Origin of the sequence: Pseudonocardia bannensis (assembly GCF_012911875.1) — a bacterium.
GTDB classification, from domain to species: domain Bacteria; phylum Actinomycetota; class Actinomycetes; order Mycobacteriales; family Pseudonocardiaceae; genus Pseudonocardia; species Pseudonocardia bannensis.
In genome coordinates this window covers 65,645-84,471 of sequence record NZ_JAAXKZ010000011.1, presented here as the reverse complement: position 1 = coordinate 84,471, position 18,827 = coordinate 65,645, and the positions used below count along the sequence as shown (strand labels likewise).

At 74.0% G+C, this 18,827-nt stretch carries 19 protein-coding genes; 11 read left to right on the top strand and 8 right to left on the bottom strand.

The genetic code is table 11. The features are described 5' to 3' along the window. The 6 genes from HF519_RS05430 to HF519_RS05405 form a co-directional block, all read left to right on the top strand. Positions 1-1,116 (top strand): right-handed parallel beta-helix repeat-containing protein (locus tag HF519_RS05430; protein ID WP_169410686.1); only part of this gene is annotated, 1,116 nt, incomplete at its 5' end. An 83-nt stretch (positions 1,117-1,199) separates the two neighbouring features. Continuing rightward, a complete protein-coding gene (locus tag HF519_RS05425) occupies positions 1,200-2,357 on the top strand; it encodes a polysaccharide pyruvyl transferase family protein (RefSeq protein WP_211169578.1) in 1,158 nt (385 codons plus the stop codon). Beyond that, positions 2,357-3,775 (top strand): FAD-dependent oxidoreductase, encoded by a 1,419-nt coding sequence (locus HF519_RS05420; RefSeq protein WP_169410682.1) that lies wholly within the window; start codon positions 2,357-2,359, stop codon positions 3,773-3,775. The genes HF519_RS05425 and HF519_RS05420 overlap by 1 nt, the downstream gene beginning before the upstream one ends. 87 nt (positions 3,776-3,862) lie before the next feature. Then, positions 3,863-5,542, top strand: coding sequence for a dihydroxy-acid dehydratase (ilvD, locus tag HF519_RS05415; protein WP_169410680.1), 1,680 nt, complete (start codon positions 3,863-3,865; stop codon positions 5,540-5,542). Between the two features lie 51 nt (positions 5,543-5,593). Continuing rightward, complete coding sequence (locus HF519_RS05410; RefSeq protein WP_169410678.1) at positions 5,594-5,944, top strand: hypothetical protein; 351 nt, start codon at positions 5,594-5,596, stop codon at positions 5,942-5,944. 1 nt (position 5,945) lies between these two features. Next, a complete protein-coding gene (locus HF519_RS05405) occupies positions 5,946-6,134 on the top strand; it encodes a hypothetical protein (RefSeq protein WP_169410676.1) in 189 nt (62 codons plus the stop codon). On the opposite strand, the gene HF519_RS05400 is transcribed toward HF519_RS05405, so the two are convergent. Beyond that, on the bottom strand, positions 6,116-6,256 hold the full coding sequence (locus tag HF519_RS05400) for a hypothetical protein (protein WP_169410557.1): 141 nt from the start codon (positions 6,254-6,256) through the stop codon (positions 6,116-6,118). The two genes, HF519_RS05405 and HF519_RS05400, sit on opposite strands and share 19 nt — an antisense overlap. Before the next feature lie 272 nt (positions 6,257-6,528). Here HF519_RS05400 and HF519_RS05395 point away from each other — a divergent pair, with 272 nt between their 5' ends. Together HF519_RS05395 and HF519_RS05390 are read left to right on the top strand one after the other, a co-directional pair. Beyond that, a complete protein-coding gene (locus HF519_RS05395; protein WP_169410674.1) occupies positions 6,529-7,530 on the top strand; it encodes a hypothetical protein in 1,002 nt (333 codons plus the stop codon). 81 nt (positions 7,531-7,611) lie between these two features. Then, positions 7,612-8,001, top strand: a complete 390-nt coding sequence (locus tag HF519_RS05390; protein ID WP_169410672.1) for a hypothetical protein — start codon at positions 7,612-7,614, stop codon at positions 7,999-8,001. 122 nt (positions 8,002-8,123) lie between these two features. Here the strand turns inward: HF519_RS05390 and HF519_RS05385 are convergent, their stop codons facing one another. The 4 genes from HF519_RS05385 to HF519_RS05370 form a co-directional block, all read right to left on the bottom strand. Further along, positions 8,124-8,840 carry a DsbA family oxidoreductase gene (locus HF519_RS05385; protein ID WP_169410670.1) on the bottom strand — a complete coding sequence of 239 codons (717 nt, stop codon included), beginning with the start codon at positions 8,838-8,840 and terminating at the stop codon, positions 8,124-8,126. Positions 8,841-8,874: 34 nt separating this feature from the next. Next, positions 8,875-11,025, bottom strand: coding sequence for a bifunctional lysylphosphatidylglycerol flippase/synthetase MprF (locus tag HF519_RS05380; protein ID WP_211169577.1), 2,151 nt, complete (start codon positions 11,023-11,025; stop codon positions 8,875-8,877). Between the two features lie 125 nt (positions 11,026-11,150). Then, positions 11,151-12,566 (bottom strand): PLP-dependent cysteine synthase family protein, encoded by a 1,416-nt coding sequence (locus HF519_RS05375; protein WP_169410668.1) that lies wholly within the window; start codon positions 12,564-12,566, stop codon positions 11,151-11,153. Beyond that, complete coding sequence (locus HF519_RS05370) at positions 12,563-13,570, bottom strand: zinc-dependent alcohol dehydrogenase family protein (protein ID WP_169410666.1); 1,008 nt, start codon at positions 13,568-13,570, stop codon at positions 12,563-12,565. The genes HF519_RS05375 and HF519_RS05370 overlap by 4 nt, the downstream gene beginning before the upstream one ends. Positions 13,571-13,603: 33 nt before the next feature. Here HF519_RS05370 and HF519_RS05365 point away from each other — a divergent pair, with 33 nt between their 5' ends. Continuing rightward, a complete protein-coding gene (locus HF519_RS05365) occupies positions 13,604-14,200 on the top strand; it encodes a class I SAM-dependent methyltransferase (protein ID WP_312859914.1) in 597 nt (198 codons plus the stop codon). Between the two features lie 40 nt (positions 14,201-14,240). Here the strand turns inward: HF519_RS05365 and HF519_RS05360 are convergent, their stop codons facing one another. The 3 genes from HF519_RS05360 to HF519_RS05350 form a co-directional block, all read right to left on the bottom strand. Further along, entirely contained in the window at positions 14,241-15,056 is an 816-nt protein-coding gene (locus tag HF519_RS05360; protein WP_169410664.1) for a class I SAM-dependent methyltransferase, read from the bottom strand. A 174-nt stretch (positions 15,057-15,230) separates the two neighbouring features. Continuing rightward, complete coding sequence (locus HF519_RS05355) at positions 15,231-16,070, bottom strand: shikimate dehydrogenase (protein WP_169410662.1); 840 nt, start codon at positions 16,068-16,070, stop codon at positions 15,231-15,233. A gap of 67 nt (positions 16,071-16,137) precedes the next feature. Continuing rightward, complete coding sequence (locus tag HF519_RS05350; protein ID WP_169410660.1) at positions 16,138-16,431, bottom strand: MSMEG_0570 family nitrogen starvation response protein; 294 nt, start codon at positions 16,429-16,431, stop codon at positions 16,138-16,140. Between the two features lie 240 nt (positions 16,432-16,671). Here HF519_RS05350 and HF519_RS05345 point away from each other — a divergent pair, with 240 nt between their 5' ends. Both HF519_RS05345 and dprE2 read left to right on the top strand, forming a co-directional pair. Further along, on the top strand, positions 16,672-18,012 hold the full coding sequence (locus HF519_RS05345; RefSeq protein ID WP_169410658.1) for a hemolysin family protein: 1,341 nt from the start codon (positions 16,672-16,674) through the stop codon (positions 18,010-18,012). Between the two features lie 64 nt (positions 18,013-18,076). Then, complete coding sequence (dprE2, locus tag HF519_RS05340) at positions 18,077-18,820, top strand: decaprenylphospho-beta-D-erythro-pentofuranosid-2-ulose 2-reductase (RefSeq protein ID WP_169410656.1); 744 nt, start codon at positions 18,077-18,079, stop codon at positions 18,818-18,820. Positions 18,821-18,827: the final 7 nt, after the last annotated feature.

The window sequence follows — 18,827 nt, the reverse complement described above, 5'->3', positions numbered from 1 at the left end:
GGGGGATGGGGCGACGAGCGACTGTCGGTCACCGAGTGCACCGCGACCGGCAACGGCACCAACGGCATCTTCGTGGAACTCCAGCGGGAGGCCTGGCCACCACCACGCGGCATCAGCATCACGGGATGCCACGTGACGGACAACCGCTTCGGCATCTCCGACTGGGGGGCGCAAGGGCTCGTGGTCTCGGCCTGCACGATCACCGGCAACCACCAGGTCGGCTTCGACGTGTCCTCCCGCGGCACGGCCACCGTGGGTGGACGCGGCGGTCTGGTCACGGGGTGCCTGATCGATCTCAACGTCGGTGACGGGGTCGCCATCGGCGGTACCCCCGGCCCCTACACCGTCCAGGGCAACCGCATCAGCGGCAACGGGGGTCACGGCTACCGGGTGCACGACATCGGCTGTGCCGAGCCGGTCACGGCCCAGGAGGTCGTCATCGAGGGGAACGGCATCCGGGACAACGCGCTGGACGGCGTCCGCCTCGACGGCGCGACCTGCGATGCGTTCGTCGTCGGCAACCGCATCCGCAACAACGGCAGGCGGGCCGCGCCCGCAGCCTGCGGCGGCGGCCCGAACGTGCGGTACACCGCGCTGAGCATGATCGACCAGGGGGCGGCCTGGCTGCCGGACGGGCACCGCGGCAAGATCCTCACCGCCGGGGACGAGACCGCCGTCGTCACCGCCAACAGTGGCACGGGGCTGATGCTCGCCCCTGTCCGGCCGGGCGCGTCGTCCGCGTGGGCCGGTGATCCGCCGGCCGGGGGCACGCCGTACCGGCTGCCCGATCCGCCGTCGACCCGTGCCGGGATCACCGTCAACGCGACGGCGGTGAGCCCGACCCTGCGGGCCAACCGCAGCTGGGACAACCAGCAGACCCGGAGCCAGACCCACGGGCTCTGGATCACCGCGGACGGCCGGTGCACGGACGGCCGGGTGGTGGACAACGATCTGGAGGGCAACGCCGTGGGAGCGGCGCGGTTCGACACCGCCCCGGCCGAAGGGTTGTGGGAGCGCAACCACGGCCTGCCCGCCCGGCGCGGCGACGGCCCCACCCCCGCTCCGATCGGACAGCCTGCGACCGGGCCGTCCGGCCCGGGATCCTCCGGCTGCTGAAGGAATTCCGGGTTCGCGAGGGATGTACCGGACGGATCCGGGTACGCAGACGGATGCCGGAATTGGTGCAGGGGAGCGGTGGCATGCTCACGATAGGTGTCCTGGGTTCCTACGGGGGCCTGAACCTCGGTGACGAAGCCATCCTGACGTCGATTCTCGCGGGCCTGCGCGCGGCGAGGCCCCGGGCGCGGTTGGTCGTGTTCAGCCGCAACGCCGAGCACACGCGGGCGCACCATCGCGTCGACGAGGTGGCGGAGTGGGAGTCGGCGGACAGGAGGCAGATCGCGGCGGACGTCTCCCGGCTGGATCTGCTCGTGCTGGGCGGTGGCGGCATCCTCTACGACGGGGAGGCGCACCGCTATCTGCGGCTCGTGTTCGCCGCGCACGAGGTGGGGGTCCCGGTGTTCGTGTACTCCATCGGTGCCGGACCGCTGAACGACCCGCACGAGCGGAGCAGCGTGAGCCACGCCCTCGCCGACGTGGTGGATCTCGTGGTCCGCGACGAGGAGTCCAAGCGGGTCCTGGAGAAGGCCGGCGTCGACCGCGAGATCGTGGTGACAGCCGATCCGGCGCTCCTGCTGGGGCCGGCCCCGTTCGGGCGTGACCGGCTCACCCGGGAGGGGATCCCCGACGGGGTCCGGCTCGTCGGGGTCTCGGTCCGCGAGCCGGGACGGGCCGCGGAGAACCTCGACGAGGACGGGTACCACTCGCTGATCGCGATCGCGTCGGACTTCCTGGTGCACCGGCTCGACGCGCGGGTCGTGTTCCTGCCGATGGAGCACGATGACATCCGGCACTCCCACGCCGTGCTCTCCCGGATGACCGACCCGGCCGGCGGCCGCATCCTGCACGGCCCGTTCGAACCGGCCGACGTGCTCGGCCTGATGGACCACCTCGACCTGATGGTCGGGATGCGCCTGCACCTGCTCATCTTCGCCGCGATGGCGGGCGTGCCGTTCCTGCCGCTGCCCTACGCCGGCAAGGTCTTCGACTTCGCCCACGCGGCCGGCGCCCCGCAACTGCGCGGCCTCGTGCGTGAACAGGCAGGCCCGCTGCTCTCGGAGATCGACCGGCTCTGGGACGAGCGGCCCCAGCGGGTGGAGACGGTGCGCGAGCGGGTGGCGGCCCTGACCCAGCAGGCCCTCGTCACGCGCAGCCGCATCGCCGCACTGCTCGACCAGCTGGACCCGCCCGTGCCCGTTCCCGTCACCGAGCTGGTGCCGCGTCACGGAGTCGCCTGATGACTGTCCTGCCCCGGCCGGACGAGCCGGTCGAGGTGACCCTGCCACCTCGCAGTGCCGTCCTCGCAGCCCGGACCGACGTGCTGGTCGTCGGCGGTGGCCCGGCCGGTCTCGGCGCGGCCGTGGCTGCGGCGGAGGCCGGGGCCGACGTGGTCCTGGTCGAGCGGCACGGCTTTCTCGGCGGCAACGCGACCGCCGCCCTGGTCATGCCGCTCATGTCGTTCCACAACGAGCGCAAGCAGGCCGTCATCGGCGACGAGACCCGGCTGCTGCCCACCGACCACGGTGAGGGCGATCCGGTCGTGGCCGGTGTGCTGTGGCGGCTGCTCGACCGGCTGCAGCGCATGGGCGGTGCGGTCACGCCGGGGCCGGAGACCGGCTACACCGTGCCCTTCGACCCGGAGCAGTTCAAGCTGGCCGCCCAGCAGATGCTCGAGGAAGCGGGGGTGCGGGTCCTCCATCACGCGTTCGCCTCCGGCCAGGCGCCGATCGACGACGGCCGCCGGGTGGTCTTCGAGACCAAGTCCGGACCGCTCGTCATCGACGCGAAGGTGGTCGTCGACGCCACCGGCGACGGGGACGTGGCGGCCGCGGCCGGGGCGTCCTATGACGTGGGCCGCGAGGAGGACGGGCTGGTGCAGCCGATGACGCTGCAGTTCCGGATGGTCGACTTCCTGCAGTCCCACTTCGCCCGCTACGTGCGCGCGCACCCCGACCAGTGGCGCGGTGTGCACGGCCTCTGGGAGCTGATCCGGGAGGCAACCGAGGCCGGCGAGCTGGACCTGGCCCGCGAGGACGTGCTGTTCTTCGCCACCCCGCACGAGCGGGAGGTGAGTGTGAACAGCACCCGGGTCAACGGGCTCGGCATCGACGTGTGGGACCTGACCAGGGCCGAGATGACGAGCCGCCGGCAGATGGACCAGATCGTCCGGTTCCTCCGCACCAGGGTGCCCGGCTTCGAGGAGTCCTACGCCGCACAGAGCGGTGTCATCGGCGTGCGCGAGACCCGGCGGATCCGCGGCGACTACGAGCTCACCGGCCACGACGTCATGGCCGCGCGCAAGTTCGACGACGCCATCGCCCAGTGCTCGTACCCGATCGACATCCACAACCCGAAGGGCAGCGGCACCCTCCTCCGGCGGGTGCCGACCGGGGAGTCCTACGACATCCCACTGCGCTCGCTGCTGCCCCGCGGCGTCGACGACCTGCTGGTGGCGGGCCGCTGCATCTCCGGCACGCACGTCGCGCACTCCTCGTACCGGATCATGCCGGTGGCCATGGCGACCGGGCAGGCCGCCGGGGTGTGTGCGGCACTGGCAGTGCGCGAGGGCCGCACACCGCGCGACGTGCCGGCCGATCTCGTCCAGCGCGAGCTCCGCAAGCAGGGCGCCGCCCTCCGCGACGGTCTCGGCGAGTAACGCCCACTCCGCCCGCTCCCGCTGGCCGCGCGCCGCTCTCCCCGGCATCATCGCCGGCGACCGCAGCCGTCTGGCGGAGGAGCGCACATGAGCCGGCCCGACCTGAAGCCCCGCAGCCGCGACGTCACCGACGGGCTGGAACGGACCGCCGCGCGGGGGATGCTGCGGGCGGTGGGGATGCGCGATGAGGACTTCGACAAGCCCCAGATCGGGATCGCGTCGTCCTGGAACGAGATCACCCCGTGCAACCTGTCGTTGCAGCGGCTGGGGCTCGCGGCCAAGGAGGGGGTGCACCGGGCGGGGGGCTATCCGATGGAGTTCGGCACCATCTCGGTGTCGGACGGGATCTCGATGGGCCACGTCGGGATGCACTACTCGCTGGTCAGCCGGGAGATCATCGCCGATTCGGTGGAGACGGTGGTGCAGGCCGAGCGGCTCGATGGCACGGTGCTGCTGGCCGGTTGTGACAAGAGCCTGCCGGGGATGTTGATGGCTGCGGCGCGGCTGGATCTGGCCGGGGTGTTCGTCTACGCCGGGTCGATCCTGCCGGGCCGGGTCGGGGACCGGGAGGTCAACATCGCCGATGCGTTCGAGGCCGTCGGGGCCTGCCGTCGGGGGCTGATCACCCGCGAGGAGGTGGACGCGATCGAGCGGGCGATCTGCCCGGGGGAGGGCGCGTGCGGCGGGATGTACACGGCGAACACGATGGCCTCGGCGGCCGAGGCGCTGGGCATGGCGCTGCCCGGGTCGGCCAGCCCGCCCGCGGTGGACCGGCGCCGGGACGGGATCGCCCGGGCGTCGGGGGAGGCGGTGGTGGGGCTGCTGGCGCAGGGGATCACGGCCCGGCAGATCCTGACCCGGGAGGCGTTCGAGAACGCGATCGCGGTGGTGATGGCGTTCGGCGGATCGACCAACGCGGTGCTGCACCTGCTGGCGATCGCCCGCGAGGCCGAGGTCGGGCTGGGCCTGGACGATTTCAACCGGGTCGGTGACCGGGTGCCGCACCTGGCCGATGTGAAGCCGTTCGGCCGCTACGTGATGTCGGCGGTGGACCAGGTCGGCGGCGTGCCGGTGGTGATGAAGGCGCTGCTGGAGGCCGGGTTGTTGCATGGGGACCAGCTGACCGTGACCGGGCGCACGGTGGCGGAGAACCTGGCCGAGATCGACCCGCCGGACCTGGACGGGAAGATCATCCACACGTTGGCCGACCCGATCCACCCCACGGGCGGGCTGACGGTGCTGCGCGGGTCGCTGGCCCCGGAGGGGGCGGTGGTGAAGAGCGCCGGGTTCGACTCGGCGATGTTCAAGGGCGCCGCCCGGGTCTTCGACGGCGAGCAGGGCGCGCTGGATGCGGTGACGAACGACGAGCTGCGTCCCGGGGACGTGGTGGTGATCCGCTACGAGGGTCCGCGCGGCGGTCCGGGGATGCGGGAGATGCTCGCGGTCACCGGGATGATCAAGGGCGCGGGGCTGGGCCGGGAAGTGCTGCTGGTGACCGACGGCCGGTTCTCCGGGGCCACCACGGGGCTGTGCATCGGGCACATCGCGCCGGAGGCGGCCGACGGCGGGCCGATCGCGCTGGTCCGCGACGGAGACCCGATCACCCTGGACATGACCACCCGCACCCTCGACATCGGGGTGTCGGCCGAGGAGCTGGCGCGGCGCCGGCAGGAGTGGACCGCTCCGGCGCCGCGCCACCGCGGCGGGGTACTCGGCAAGTACGCCAAGCTCGTCGGCTCCGCAGCCGAGGGCGCCGTCTGCTCCTGACCGATAGGTCCGAACGATCCTGTCGGAGGTGTTCGCTAGCGTCCGCACCCGATGAGCGCCATGTGGACGAGCTTCCTCGGCGGGCTGCTCGGCGCTCTGCTGGGAGCGACGGCCACGCTGCTGGTCGGCGAGGGCAAGCGCCGCCGTGACGAGGACACCGCGCTGCTGGGCTGGTGCAGCCAGGTCTACGACTGGGTCGTGGACGGGAAGGTGTCGCCCGACGCCGCCCGGCACATGCTCGAGGAACGGCGGATCACCGCGCACTGGTGGACGTTCAACCGCCGCTACGCGGCGCGGATCGACGCTATCCTGGACGAGCTGGACCGGGCTTTCACGCCACCGGAACCACCCGGCGACGGGGCCCGCGAGAAGTTCATCCTGGGGCCGGAGGAGGGTGATTGACGTGGCGCACACCGACGAGCAGCCGGACCGTGGCCCGCAGATCCCGGTCGTCACCGAGGTGAGCCCCGGACAGGTCCGGGCGGCCCGCTTCCGGGTGTCCCGCGACTCGGCCCGCGGGCGGTGCACACCCGCCCGGATCGTCCGGCTGGCCCGGGTCGTTCTCCCCGGCGATCACCCGCACCCGGCCTGATCACGAGCCCTGACGGGCGCCGAGGGCCCGGCGAGGTCGGCCGGCGGGCCCCCGCAGTGGAACAGCAGCGGCTGCTCGGCGACGAGCAGGTACTGGTCGGACGCCAGATCGGCGGGCTCCACGGAGGTCGACAGCCGGTTGCTCCGGTCGCCGAGCTCGTCGACACGGGTCTGCGTCAGAACCGGACCTCCGTCCCGAGCAGGCCCTCACGTCGGGGGTGAGGATCGGTGCGTCACCCGTCGCGCGGGCGATGTCGACGCGGTGCATCCAGGTGCCCCGGGTCAGGATGACGTCGACCAGGTAACCGAAGGTCCACGCCTCGTCGACGCCGTTCACCCGCTGCCGGTCCGGCATCGTCCGCCTCCGGATCAGGGCCGGGGTCCGCAGGCGCCCCGTGCACCGCGCGTGGGGCCACGTCGGCGAACCGGGCCGTCACGTCGCCGGGGTGCAGACCGGCCCGTTCGTCGACCTGCAGGGCGGTCAGCGCATCGATCATCACGCCGCCGCGGCGGTGGGGGGTGCGGCGATCCGCCAGAATCAGGACGTGACGAAGAAGAAGTCCTCGGCCGGCCAGCGGCGGGCGGCCAAGGTCAAGGCCCGGCAGCGCCGGGCCGGGGAGCGCCGGGCCGGGGCTGGAGCGACGGCGCGGCGCGAGGTGGTCACCGTGGCCGGCCTCGACGAGTTCGAGGGGCTGCCCGAGGACCTGGTCGAGGTCCCGGCCGATCTTCCGGCCGACCTCACCGGCGGCCTCGACGAGCTGGCGGAGATACAGCTGGCGCTCGCCGAGACGCGAGCCGAGCGGGAGCTCGGCTACCACCTCGACGAGGACGACGTCGTCGGGTTCTCCGGTGCGCAGCGCGCGGCCTGGATCGGGGCCGTCGAGCGGCACCTCGCGGTCCTCACCGCGGAGGGACCGGAGGCCCGCGACGAGGCCGCCGACTTCGTCGAGCTCGTCGAGGGCCGGCTGGTCGCCGCCGTGCGACGGACGCTCGCCGACTCCTCGCCCGAGGCCGCGCGCTCGGAGCTGGACCTGATCGCGGGGGCCGACGGCGGAGACTCCGAGGACGAGACCGCGCCGGGGGTCTCCATCGCGTTCGCCATCCTGCTGAGCTGGCTCGCCGACCAGGAGCGGCGGCCCCTCCCCGACGGTGCCGCCGACCGCGTGCGTGGCTGGATCCAGGACACGCTCGGCGCCGGACCGGCCGCCGCGGCCGGGACGGTCATCGGTGTCCTCGGCACCGACGAGCAGCGGCGGGCCGCCATCGGGCGGCCCGCCGACGAGCTGGGCGAGGACTTCCTGCCCACCCTGCTCTGGATCACGGCCGGGCTGGTCGCGGTGTATGGCCACGGGGACATCGGCTGGCTCCCCAGCGCGGAGGAGACGCGCCGCCGGTGACCGCCGCGATCCCGGAGGGTCGCCCACGATGGACGCGTTCGGTGGTCGAAATTGGATCGCGGCACCCGGCAGGCTGGGGGCATGACCCAGCAGACGACCGGCGGCGCGCCACCGCTGCCCGACATCGTGTCCACGATCGCCGACCGCCTGGGGCGTGACCAGGTGTTCGGTCCGCCCGTGGAGCGCGGCGGGACCACGCTGGTCCCGGTCGCCCGGGTGCGGGCGGGCGCCGGAACGGGGGGACCCCGGGTGGGCGGCCCGGGTAGCGGTTCGGGAGGCGGCATCGTCGCCAAGCCGGTCGGCGCGTTCTCCATCGGGCCGGGCGGCAAGGTCGCGTGGCATCCCGCGGTCGATGTCAATCGCATCGTGCTCGGCGGTCAACTCGTGTTCGGCGCGGTGGTCGCCCTGGCCGCCGTCGCGGGACTGCGCCGCCGGCGGGGTCACCGTGTCGCCCTGCCGCTGCGGGTCTGACCCGGCGGAGCCACCGCCGCGGCCCCGCTCCCACGCCCACCTGGATGCAGAAGAGCCGCTCTCACGCCATCCGGCGGCGTGAGAGCGGCTCTCCTGGACAGGACACGCCGCAGGCGCTGCGGTCAGATCGCGCAGCTGCCGTCGGCGCAGGCCCCGCCCTCGTCGGATCGGGCGCCGGTCGGGGTGAGCAGCGTCAGCGGGTTCGCCTCGGCCCAGGCGGTGTCGAGCACCTCGCGCAGGGCCGCGGCCGGCTGGGCGCCGGACACACCGTACTTCTCGTCGATCACGAAGAACGGGACGCCGTTGATGCCGTAGCGACGGGCCTGCAGCTCGTCGGCGCGGACGGCCTCGGCGTACCGGTCGCTCTCCAGCACCGCGCGGGACTCGTCGGCGTCGAGACCGGCCTCCGCGGCCACCCGCACCAGGGCCTGCGGGTCACCGATCGGCTCGCCGTCGGTCAGGTAGGCGCGGAAGAACCGCTCCTTGAGCCGGTCCTGCAGCTCCGGTCCGCCGGTCTCCAGCGCGTGGTGCAGCAGCCGGTGGGCGTCGAACGTGTTGCCCGACCGGGCCCGGTCGAAGTGGAACTCGAGGCCGTCGGCGGCCGCGACCTCGGTCATGTGCCGGTGCATGCCGTGGGCCTCGTCGACGCTCACGCCGTACTTCGCGGCCAGGTTGTCGGCCAGTGGCTCCGGGTACTCGCGGGGCGCCTGCGGGTCGAGCTCGAAGCTGTGCCAGCGCACCTGCACCTCGTCGCGGTGCGGGAACTCGGCCAGCGCCGCCTCGAACCGCGCCCGCCCGATGGCACACCACGGACAGACGATGTCGGACCAGATATCCACCTTCACACCTGGTGCAACGCGATGGCCGGAACGGTCATTCCGACCCCGACCGCGCCGGGGCGTACCCCAGCCGCACCAGCTCGCGAACGGGGGTGTCGGGCAGATACGCCCTGGTCAGGGCGATCCCGATGCGTGGCAGGTCGCCCTCGTCGCGGTAGGCGAGGTACATCGGGACGTAGCGGGGCCGGAACTTGGCCTTGAACGTGTGCAGCGAACGGAACCCGTACAGCGGCTCCATCGCCGCGCCGATGCCGTCGAGCACCCGCTGCAGCCCGGCCACCGGGCCCTCGTCCTCGGTCCGCGCCAGCGGAGCCCCGGACAGGGACACGAACTCCGCGCCCTCGGCCTGGAAGGCCAGGCAACTCGACGCGATGAGGAACTCCACGACCGCCCGGAACCCGTCCTGGCGGCGACGCATGACGTCGAGGGCCCAGCCGCGGATCCGCCCGTCCCCGCCGTGCACCGGTAGCCAGGACGTCACGCCCTGCAGTGTCCCGTCGGCGCCCTGCGCGAGCCCCACCCGGACCCGGGGGTCGAGGGCCTCGTCCACCCCGCCGAGGGTGAACCCCATCTCCGGCAGCCCCTTGTCACCGACCCACTCCTCGGAGATCGCGCGGACCCGCTCGACCACCGACCACGGCTCGTCGGCGAGCCTGACCAGCCGGAAGCTCACACCCTGCTTCGCCGCCCGGTTCATCGCCGACCGGACGTTCTGCCAGGCCTTGCCGGTGAACGTCAGCCCGGGCAGGTCGACCAGGGTGTCCTCGGCGACCTGGACGTGCTGCCATCCGAGCCCGTCGGTGGCCGCCGCGGTCGCCGCCGTGACCGAGAACAGGCACGGGACGAGAGCCGAGCGCTCGGCCATCCGCGCGAACTCCGTGACCGTCGCCGCGTGGGTGCCGGGCGGGCCGATCGGGTCGCCGAGCCCGACGGCCACTCCCGCGTGGCTCTGGTAGGCGAGGTAGCTCTGCCCGTCGGCGGTCAGGAACCAGGAGTTCGCCGGCCAGGTGCTCATCCAGGACAGGGTCCCGCCGCCGTGGCGGGTGAGCAGCGCGGTCGCGGTCTCCCGGTCGGTCGCGCCCGGTGCGCCGCGGCGCAACCGCCGTCGCGAGGGCGTCCGGAACGCGTGCCGTCCGGCCAGGAGGATCACCAGCAGCGCGGCCCAGACCAGCCGGTCGGCCACGAACAGTGGGACCCCTTCCAGCGTGACGGGCTGATCGAGTGCGGTCGCGACGGCCACCAGCACCGCCACCGCCAGCCCGATCGCGCTGTTCAGCCCGGCGACGACGACCGCCCACCACCAGGCCGTCCGGCGCCCCTTGCGCAACCCGTTCACGAGCAGCGCGGCCAGCACCAGCGTGACGACGACGTCGAGCCAGGACTCGTCGACGCCGGCGGTCGAGCCGAGCGGGCCGTCGCTGGGAACCAGCCACAGCACGACCGTGGACACGGCGATGAACACGACGCCGGCGACCGCGAGCAGCCGCCACTCCCGTCGGCTCGGACGCCCGGAGCGCTGCGGAGTGCGGTCCCGGGTCAGTGCCCGGCCGGCGGGCAGGGCGACCAGCGTGGAGATCAGGTGTTCCAGATCGGTGAGGGTGCCGATGTACATGATCGAGACGAGCAGGTACACGCCGAGCGCGAGCCGCAGCCGCAACCGCCACGGCGACCGCACCGTCGCCGACGCCACCGCGATCGCGGCCAGCGCCCCCGCCGAGAACCCGACGTCGAGCTGCCCGGCGAGCTGCGCGGCCCAGGGCCAGCCCGTGTTGCGCACCGCGAGCAGCAGCAGCGTCGCGCCGACGATGCCCACGAGCTGCCCGCCGATCGTCACCAGCGCGGTCCGCCGCGTCCCCAGCCGCCACTCGGTGAAGCCGACGAGCAGCGCGAACCCGCCGGCCATCGGCAGGTAGAGCAGCGGGCTGGGGGCGAAGAACGACGCGGTGACCGGCGTCCACCAGCGGCCTTCGGCGACCGCGGGCAGGCCGTAGGCGATCTGCGGGTACCACGGGCGTTCGGTGACCGGATGCCAGAGCGAGCCCGTCGCGACCCCGGCCGCCAGCATGATCGTCACGATCGTGGTGGTGAACGGCACCCGCCGGAGCACACCGGCCCTTACGCGCGCCGTGCGCGTCGCCCTGGTCACCTGCCCCGACGGGGTCCGTTTCGCCGTCCGCTCGGCCATGCCCGCCTCCGTGTCCCGGGGTGCGTCGCCCGGGGCAGGGTCCGCCCCCCGCTCCCGGCGGGGTAGGGACTTCGGGCCCTGGTGCGCCGACCGGCCCCGCGACGGCGACCGGGCACGTGGCGCGGTCAGGCCAGGTCGGCGCGGACCACGGCGCGGACGGCGCGGCCGTCGACGAGCAGCAGCAGCGGGCGGCCGTCGTCCGGGCCGAGCCGGACCAGCGCCGCCGCAGCGGTCTCGCCCGCTCCGACGGTGGCCGGTGCGGGGCCCATGTGCCCGGCCACCGGCCCGTCGGCCGCAGCGGGGTCGGCGGCGACGGCGTCGCGCAGCGCCGCCAGCCGCACCGAGCCGACGATGTCGCCCACCGACCAGCTCGCCGCGTCGGTCCGCCGCGGCGCCACCACCGGGACCGCCGCGGGCACCGGCCCGACCGCGGCCAGCCCGTGCAGCGCAGCGCCGACCGAATCGGTCGCCGGGACCACGACCAGCCCGTCCGGGCCCGCGCCGACCCGGTCGCGGACCCGCGGGCCGTCGGGGGCGTCCAGGAAGCCCAGCTGGGTCAGCCATTCGTCGTCGAAGTACTTCGACAGATAGGCCCGCCCGGAGTCGGGCGCCACCGCGACCACGACGTCGCCGGGGCCGGCCGTCGCGGCGACCCGCAACGCCGCGGCGATCGCGGTGCCGGCCGACCCGCCGACGAGCAGCCCTTCCTCGCGGGCCAGCCGCCGCACGGTGGCCAGCGACTCGCGGTCGGGGATGCGCTCGAAGCGGTCGACCGCCGAGGTGTCGTAGACCGTCGGCCACACGTCCTGCGCGGTCTGCGGGTGCAGGTAGTGCCCGATGGCCTCGACGTAGTACGGGCTGCCGTCGCCCCCGGCGTAGACCGACGACTCCGGGTCGGCGCCCACGATCGTGACCCGCCCGCCGCTGATCTCGCGCAGGTGGCGGGAGGTGCCGCTGATCGTGCCCCCGGTGCCGACCCCGGCCACGAAATGGGTGATCCGCCCCTCGGTCTGCGCCCAGATCTCCGGGCCGGTGGTGAGCTCGTGCACCCGGGGGTTGGCCGGGTTCCCGTACTGGTCCGCGAGCCAGCCGCCGGGCGTCTCGGCGGCGATCCGCTCGGCCAGCATGATCACGTGCCGCGGGTCCTCGCGCGGGACCGTCCCCGGGGTGAGCACGACCTCGGCGCCGTAGGCCCGCAGCAGCGCGATCTTCTCCCGCGCGGTCCGGTCGGGCACCACGACGATGCAGCGGTAGCCACGGCGGGCGGCGACCATGGCCAGCCCCATCCCGGTGTTCCCGCTCGTCCCCTCCACGACGGTCCCGCCCGGGGCGAGTGCACCCGACCGCTCCGCCTCGTCGATCATGGCCAGCGCCGCGCGGTCCTTGACGCTGCCCCCGGGGTTGGCGAACTCGGCCTTGACGTAGACCGCCGCCGGCAGCCCGGCGGTCACCCGGTCGAGCCGGACGAGCGGGGTGGCGCCGATCGCGTCGAGGAGGGAGTCGTGGACCGGTCCGGGTGTCCGGGTGCGCTCTGTCGTCACGCTCCCGATCTTGCCGGACGGACCTGGACGACCGGTTTGCCCAGCCGGCGCTCGTCGGAGTCGACGTAGATGTGCGCGGCCACGATGTCGTCGAAGCCGAAGATCCGGTCGATGACGGGGACGAACGCGCCCGCCTCCAGCCCGGCCCGAACGAAGTGCTCCGCCCGCCGCAGCCCGGCCGGGTCCTTGGTGATCTCGAACAGCGTGTAGCGGCGCATCCACACCGGCCCGAACCGGTTGCCGGGTAACGGCGTGGGCTGCCCGCTGAGGTTGCCGTGCACGATGATCCGCCCGTCCGGTGCCATGGCCCGGGCCAGCTGCTCCACCTGCGGCCCGCCGACGGCGTCGAACGCGAACTCGGCACCCCGCCCGCCGGTCGCGGCCCGGATCGCCTCGGTGAGGTCCTCGGAGTCGGTGGCGATCACGGTGGCGGCGCCCGCCTCGAGCAGCGCCGGGTGCTTCTCCGCGGTGCGGGTGGTCGCGATCGGGATCGCGCCGAGGTGGCGCACCACCTGGATCGCCGCCATCCCGACGCTGTTGGTGGCCGCGGTGATCACGACGTGGTCGCCGGGCCGGACCCGGGTGACCTCCTGCAGCGCGCCGTAGACCGTCACGTACGGCATCCAGATCGCCGCGCCGGTGACCGCGTCCATCCCGTCGGGACGCCCGACCAGCGCGGCGGCCGGGACGACGGCCTCCTCGGCGTAGATCGGATAGTCGTTCTGCGAGAACGCCGGCACCACGCTCACCGCGTCGCCGACGGCCCAGCGCGCCACGTCGGGACCCACCTCCAGGATCTCCCCGGACGCCTCGTAGCCCAGTCCCGCGGGCAGCACCGGGTCCTCGAGGTACGTGCCCCGCCGGAAGTTGACCTCGGCCCGGTTCAGCCCGAACGCGTCGACCCGCATGCGGACCTCGCCGGGGCCGGGGGAGCGCACCGGAAGGTCCTCGTAGCGGAGTACCTCCGGGCCGCCGAGCTCGTGGAACCTGATCGTCCGCACCATGGCCCGACCCTACGGGGCCGTAGGCTCGTGCCCGTGTCCACAGGTGAGACAGGGCTGCCCGGTAGCTGGGAGCGGTGGCGCCATCAGGTCGACCTCGGCGCCTACGACGAGCGCTGGGCCCGCATGGCGGCGGCGGGGCAGAACCCGCACGGCGAGGCCGACCTCGTCGCGTCCTACACGCCGGGCTCGGTGCTCGACGGCGGCTGCGGCACCGGGCGGGTCGCGACCGAGCTGGCCCGCCGGGGAGTGGCCGTCGCCGGCGTGGACAACGACCCCGACATGATCGCCGCGGCCCGGGCCAAGGCGCCGTCGCTGCGCTGGCACGTCGTCGGCCTGGCCGAGCTGGACCTCGGCGACCGGTTCGACGTCGTGGTGCTGGCCGGTAACGTCGTGCCGTACATGGCCGCGCCGGACCGCGCGGCGGCGATCGGCGCCTGCGCCCGGCACCTGGAGCCGGGCGGCCGGTTGATCGCCGGGTTCCAGCTCCAGCCCGGCTGGCCCACCCTCGGCGACTACGACGGGTGGTGCGCCGCCGCCGGGCTGGAGCCCGAGGACCGCTGGGCCACCTGGGACCGCGCCCCCTACACCGACGGCGACTACGCCGTCTCGGTCCACCGCGCCTGCCCGTGATGAGCGACCCGGCGGCCGTCCCCTCGGGCGGCTGATCCCCTCAGCCGCGGGCCAGGATCTCGCCGTTCAGCACCGTGAACCAGCCGTCGGGGTGCGCGGCCCATTCCCGCCAGGCCGCCGACATCGCGGCCAGGTCGTCGCGGGTCGCGAGGCCGCGGTCCACCGCCTGCTCCGCCACCGCGGAGGACCGGATCCGGTCCGCCCACATGCCGCCCCACCAGGCCCGTTCGTCCGGTGTCGCGTAGCACCACACCGACGCCGACGGTGTCACCTGCGTGAACCCGGCTGCCCGGGCCCAGGCCAGCAGCGCGCGGCCCGCGTCCGGCTCGGCGTCGTTGCCCCGGGCCACCCGGCGGTACACGTCCAGCCACGCGTCGAGCCGTTCGTCGTGCGGGAACCAGGTCATCGCGGCGTAATCGGCGTCGCGGGCGGCGACGAGCCCGCCCGGGCGGACGACCCGGCGCATCCGGGCGAGCGCGGCCACCGGGTCCGACACGTGCTGCAGAACCTGGTGGGCGTGCACGACATCGAAGCCGCCGAACGACGTCTCGAGGCCGTCGAGCCGGTACAGGTCCTCCTGCGCGAAGGCCACGTTCGCCATCCCCCGGGCGGCGGCCCGGGCCTCGTCCAGGGGTGCCGCGGCGGCGTCGATCCCGAGCACCCGCCCGGGCGCGACCCGGCGGGCCAGGTCGACGGTGATCGTGCCGGGACCGCAGCCGACGTCGAGCAGATCCATCCCGGGGCGCAGGTGCGGCAACAGGTATCCGGCCGAGTTCTCCGCCGTCCGCCGGCGGTGCGAGCGCAGCACGCTGTCGTGATGGCCGTGGGTGTAGCGGTTGCTGCCGTCGGCTGTCATGCGCGCAGTCTGGCCGGGACCGTCACGCGCGGCGGACCCGGATCGGCCTTCGCCGCCGGATCGACGACCCGCCCGTCTGCACGACGTGCGAGTCCCCCGGGCGCGACCGGACGCGGGGCGGCCACCCGGGCCGGTTCCGTCAGCTCGCGCCGGCGCTCGGCCCGCCGGGGGTGGTCAGCCGCGTGCGAGCACCGCCGCGTCGAGCGCCTCGCGCATGGCGTCCACCGGTCCGGTCCGGCCGGTCATCAGCTCGACCTGCGCGACGGCCTGGTGCAGCAGCATGGCCAGTCCGCTGACCACGGTGCACCCGGCCGCGGCGGCCCCGGCCGCGAACGCCGTCGGCCAGGGCGCGTAGATCACGTCGACCACCGTCGTCGACGGCGCCCACGGGGCCACCGCCAGCGCATCCGCGGCGCCGGCGGGCAGGGTGGAGATCACGACGTCGGCGTCGGCGAGCTCCGCTGCGGCCCGCTCCGGCTCGGTCAGCACGGCGCTGACGGTGGGGGTCACGCCGAGCCGGTCGGCGGCGGCCCGCAGCTCACCGGTCCGGCCGGCCTCGCGCACCAGCACCAGCGGGTCGGACACGCCGAGCTCGCGCAGCGCGGCGAGCGCGGCCTGCGCGGTGCCGCCGGCCCCGAGCACGACCGCGCGGCTCACCTGCGCGACGCCGGCCTCGTGCAGCGCCGCCACGATGCCGATGACGTCGGTGTTCTCCGCGAGCCGCCCGTCGGGGCGCAGGACCAGGGTGTTCGCCGCGCCGGTGGCGGCGGCCAGCGGGGAGATCCGGTCGGCCACCTGCAGGGCGACGCGCTTGAGCGGCATGGTCAGCGACAGCCCGGTCCACTCCGGACCCAGCGCGTCCACGAAGCCGGGCAGCCCCGCCTCGTCGCACTCGTGGGCGTCGTAGTGCCAGCCGTCCAGACCGAGCGCGGCGTAGGCCGCGCCGTGCAGCACGGGGGACAACGAGTGCCGGACGGGAGAGCCGAGCACGGCGGCCCGTCGTGCGATGGTCACCGGGCCAGTATGCCGAGCGTCCGGGACGCTCCGTTCCCCGGTGAGCCTGGGCCGGCCGCCGGTCGGCTCACGCCCAGCGGCGGAAACGCTCGACCGTGACCGTGCCGTCCGCGGCGTCGGGGAACCGGGCGGCGGCCTGTTCGATACGGGCGATCGAGATCGCCGACTCCGCGCACCCCATGCCGTACTTGGCGCGAACGCGGTCGCCGGCGAGCTGCAGGGACTCCCGGCTGCGCGCCACGAAGTCGTCCAGCGGATAGGCCTGCCCGGCCTCGAAGTACTCCTCCACGATCAGCGACGGGGAGTAGAAGGTCTGGACCGACCCGTCCGGCCAGCGGGTGTCGAACAGGACCTCGGGCACGGTGCTCCTCTCGGACCGGGGGATCCGATCATCGCATCACGCCCGTCGACGCGGGCAACGGCCACCGAACGGCGGTGCGTGCGCGGCCACGGCTCGGGTACCCGGCGGAAGTGTGCCTTCACAACGGACGGATCCCATGAGGTGGCCGGAGCCGGATCGTTGCCAGCGTGCTGACCGGGATGCTGCGACGCGATCACGCTCCGTGCTGTCCGAAACGGTGGGTCACGGAAGCATGGAGTCATGAGCGGCACGTTCCTCAACGCGTTCCTCGTCCTGCTGTTCGTGCTGATCGGCGGTTACTTCGCCGCATCCGAGATCGCGCTGGTCTCGCTGCGGGACGCGCAGGTGCGCCGGCTGGCCGAGCGGAGCAAGCGGGGTCGCGCGGTGGCCCGGTTGCGCGAGGATCCCAGCCGGTTCCTGTCCGCGGTGCAGATCGGCGTCACCTTCGCCGGGTTCTTCGCCGCCAGCTACGGCGGCGCCACACTCGCGGTCGAACTGCAACGGGTACTGGTCGGGTTCGGGCTGTCCGAAGGCCTCGCCGCGACGGTGGCGCTGGTGGTGGTGACGCTGGCCGTGTCGTACGTGTCGCTGGTGCTGGGCGAGCTGGTGCCCAAGCGACTGGCCATGCAGCGCCCCGAGCCGGTCGCCCTGTTCGTCGCCCCGGTCCTCGACTGGGTCGCCCGGATCTTCCGCCCGGTGATCTGGTTTCTCACGGTGTCCACCAACGCCGTCGTCCGGCTGCTCGGGATGGACCCGCACGCCAGGACCGACGAGGTCAGTGAGGCGGAGCTGCGCGACCTGGTGGGCACCAACGAGGAGCTCACCGCCGAGGAGCGCCGCGTGCTGACCGACGTGTTCACCGCCACCGACCGCGTCCTGCGCGAGGTGATGGTCCCCCGGACCGAGGTGGACTTCATGCTCGGGGCGATGTCGACGCACGACGCGGCGAACTATGTGGCGGATCGGCCGCACTCCCGCTACCCGGTGATCGGTGCGTCGCCGGACGACGTCCTGGGCGTGGTCCACGTCCGCGACGTGCTGACCGCAGCCCACCGCCACGACCACGGACAGGACGCGCCGAGGACCGTGGCCGAGCTCGCCCGCGATGCGCTGGTCCTGCCCGGGAGCCTCCCGCTGGTGCCGGCCCTGGCCCGCATGCGCAGAGCCGGCCACATGGCGATCATCGTCGACGAGTACGGGGGTACCGACGGGATCGTGACGCTGGAGGACCTCATCGAGGAGCTGGTCGGTGACATCGAGGACGAGTACGACCTCCGCGGGCGCCCCAGCCGCCGGCACTCCGACGGCAGCATCGACCTCGACGGCCTGCTGCACCGCGACGACATCAAGGAGCTCGCCGGCATCGAGCTCCCGGACGGGCACTTCAACACCCTCGCCGGTTTCGTCGTCGACCGGCTCGGCCGGGCCCCCGAGGTCGGCGACAGCGTGACCGCGCTGCGGCACCGCTTCACCGTCACCGAACTCGACGGCCGGCGCGCCTCTCGCCTGCGCGTCAGCCGGGTGCCCGACGAGGCCGAGTCGGAGGAGACGCCGTCCGGGTCCCAGGCCGACAGCCGGTAGCCGCGCCGCCCCGGCGCTCGGGTCCGGCTGCGGCCGGCGACGCCGGGTGCGCCAGACTCGCGGCGTGGGCGGAACGGTGCTGGTCCTGGGCGGGCGCAGTGAGATCGGGGTCGCGGTGGCGCAACGGCTGGCCGCCGGGGGCGCGGACAGGGTGATCCTCGCGGCGCGGCGCAGCGCCGATCTCGACGACGAGGAGAAGCTGCTCCGGGAGGCCGGCGCGGGCACCGTCGAGCGCGTCGAGTTCGACGCCGACGACCTCGACCGGCACCGCCCGTTCCTCGACGACGTGATCGCCAGGCACGGCCGGCTCGACACCGTCGTCGTCGCGTTCGGGATCCTGGGTGAGCAGGCCCGCGCCGAGAGCGACGCCGCGCACGCCGTGCAGATCGTGCACACCGACTACGTCGCGCACGTGCACGTGCTCACCCACCTCGCCGAACTGCTGCGCGCCCAGGGCAGCGGCACGCTGGTGGTGTACTCGTCGGTGGCCGGGGTGCGGGTGCGCCGCGCGAACTATGTCTACGGCTCGGCCAAGGCCGGCCTCGATGGTTTCACCTCCGGACTTGCTGATGCGCTGTACGGCAGCGGGGTGCGGGTGCTGTTGGTCCGGCCGGGCTTCGTGATCGGCCGGATGACCGCGGGGATGCCGCCCGCGCCGCTGTCCAGCACGCCCGACCAGGTCGCCGACGCCACTGTCCGGGCGCTGCGGGCCGGCCGTGGCGAGGTCTGGGTGCCCGCCGTACTGCGGCCGGTGTTCTTCGGGATGCGGCTGCTGCCGCGCCCGATCTGGCGCCGGTTGCCCCGGTGAGACCGTC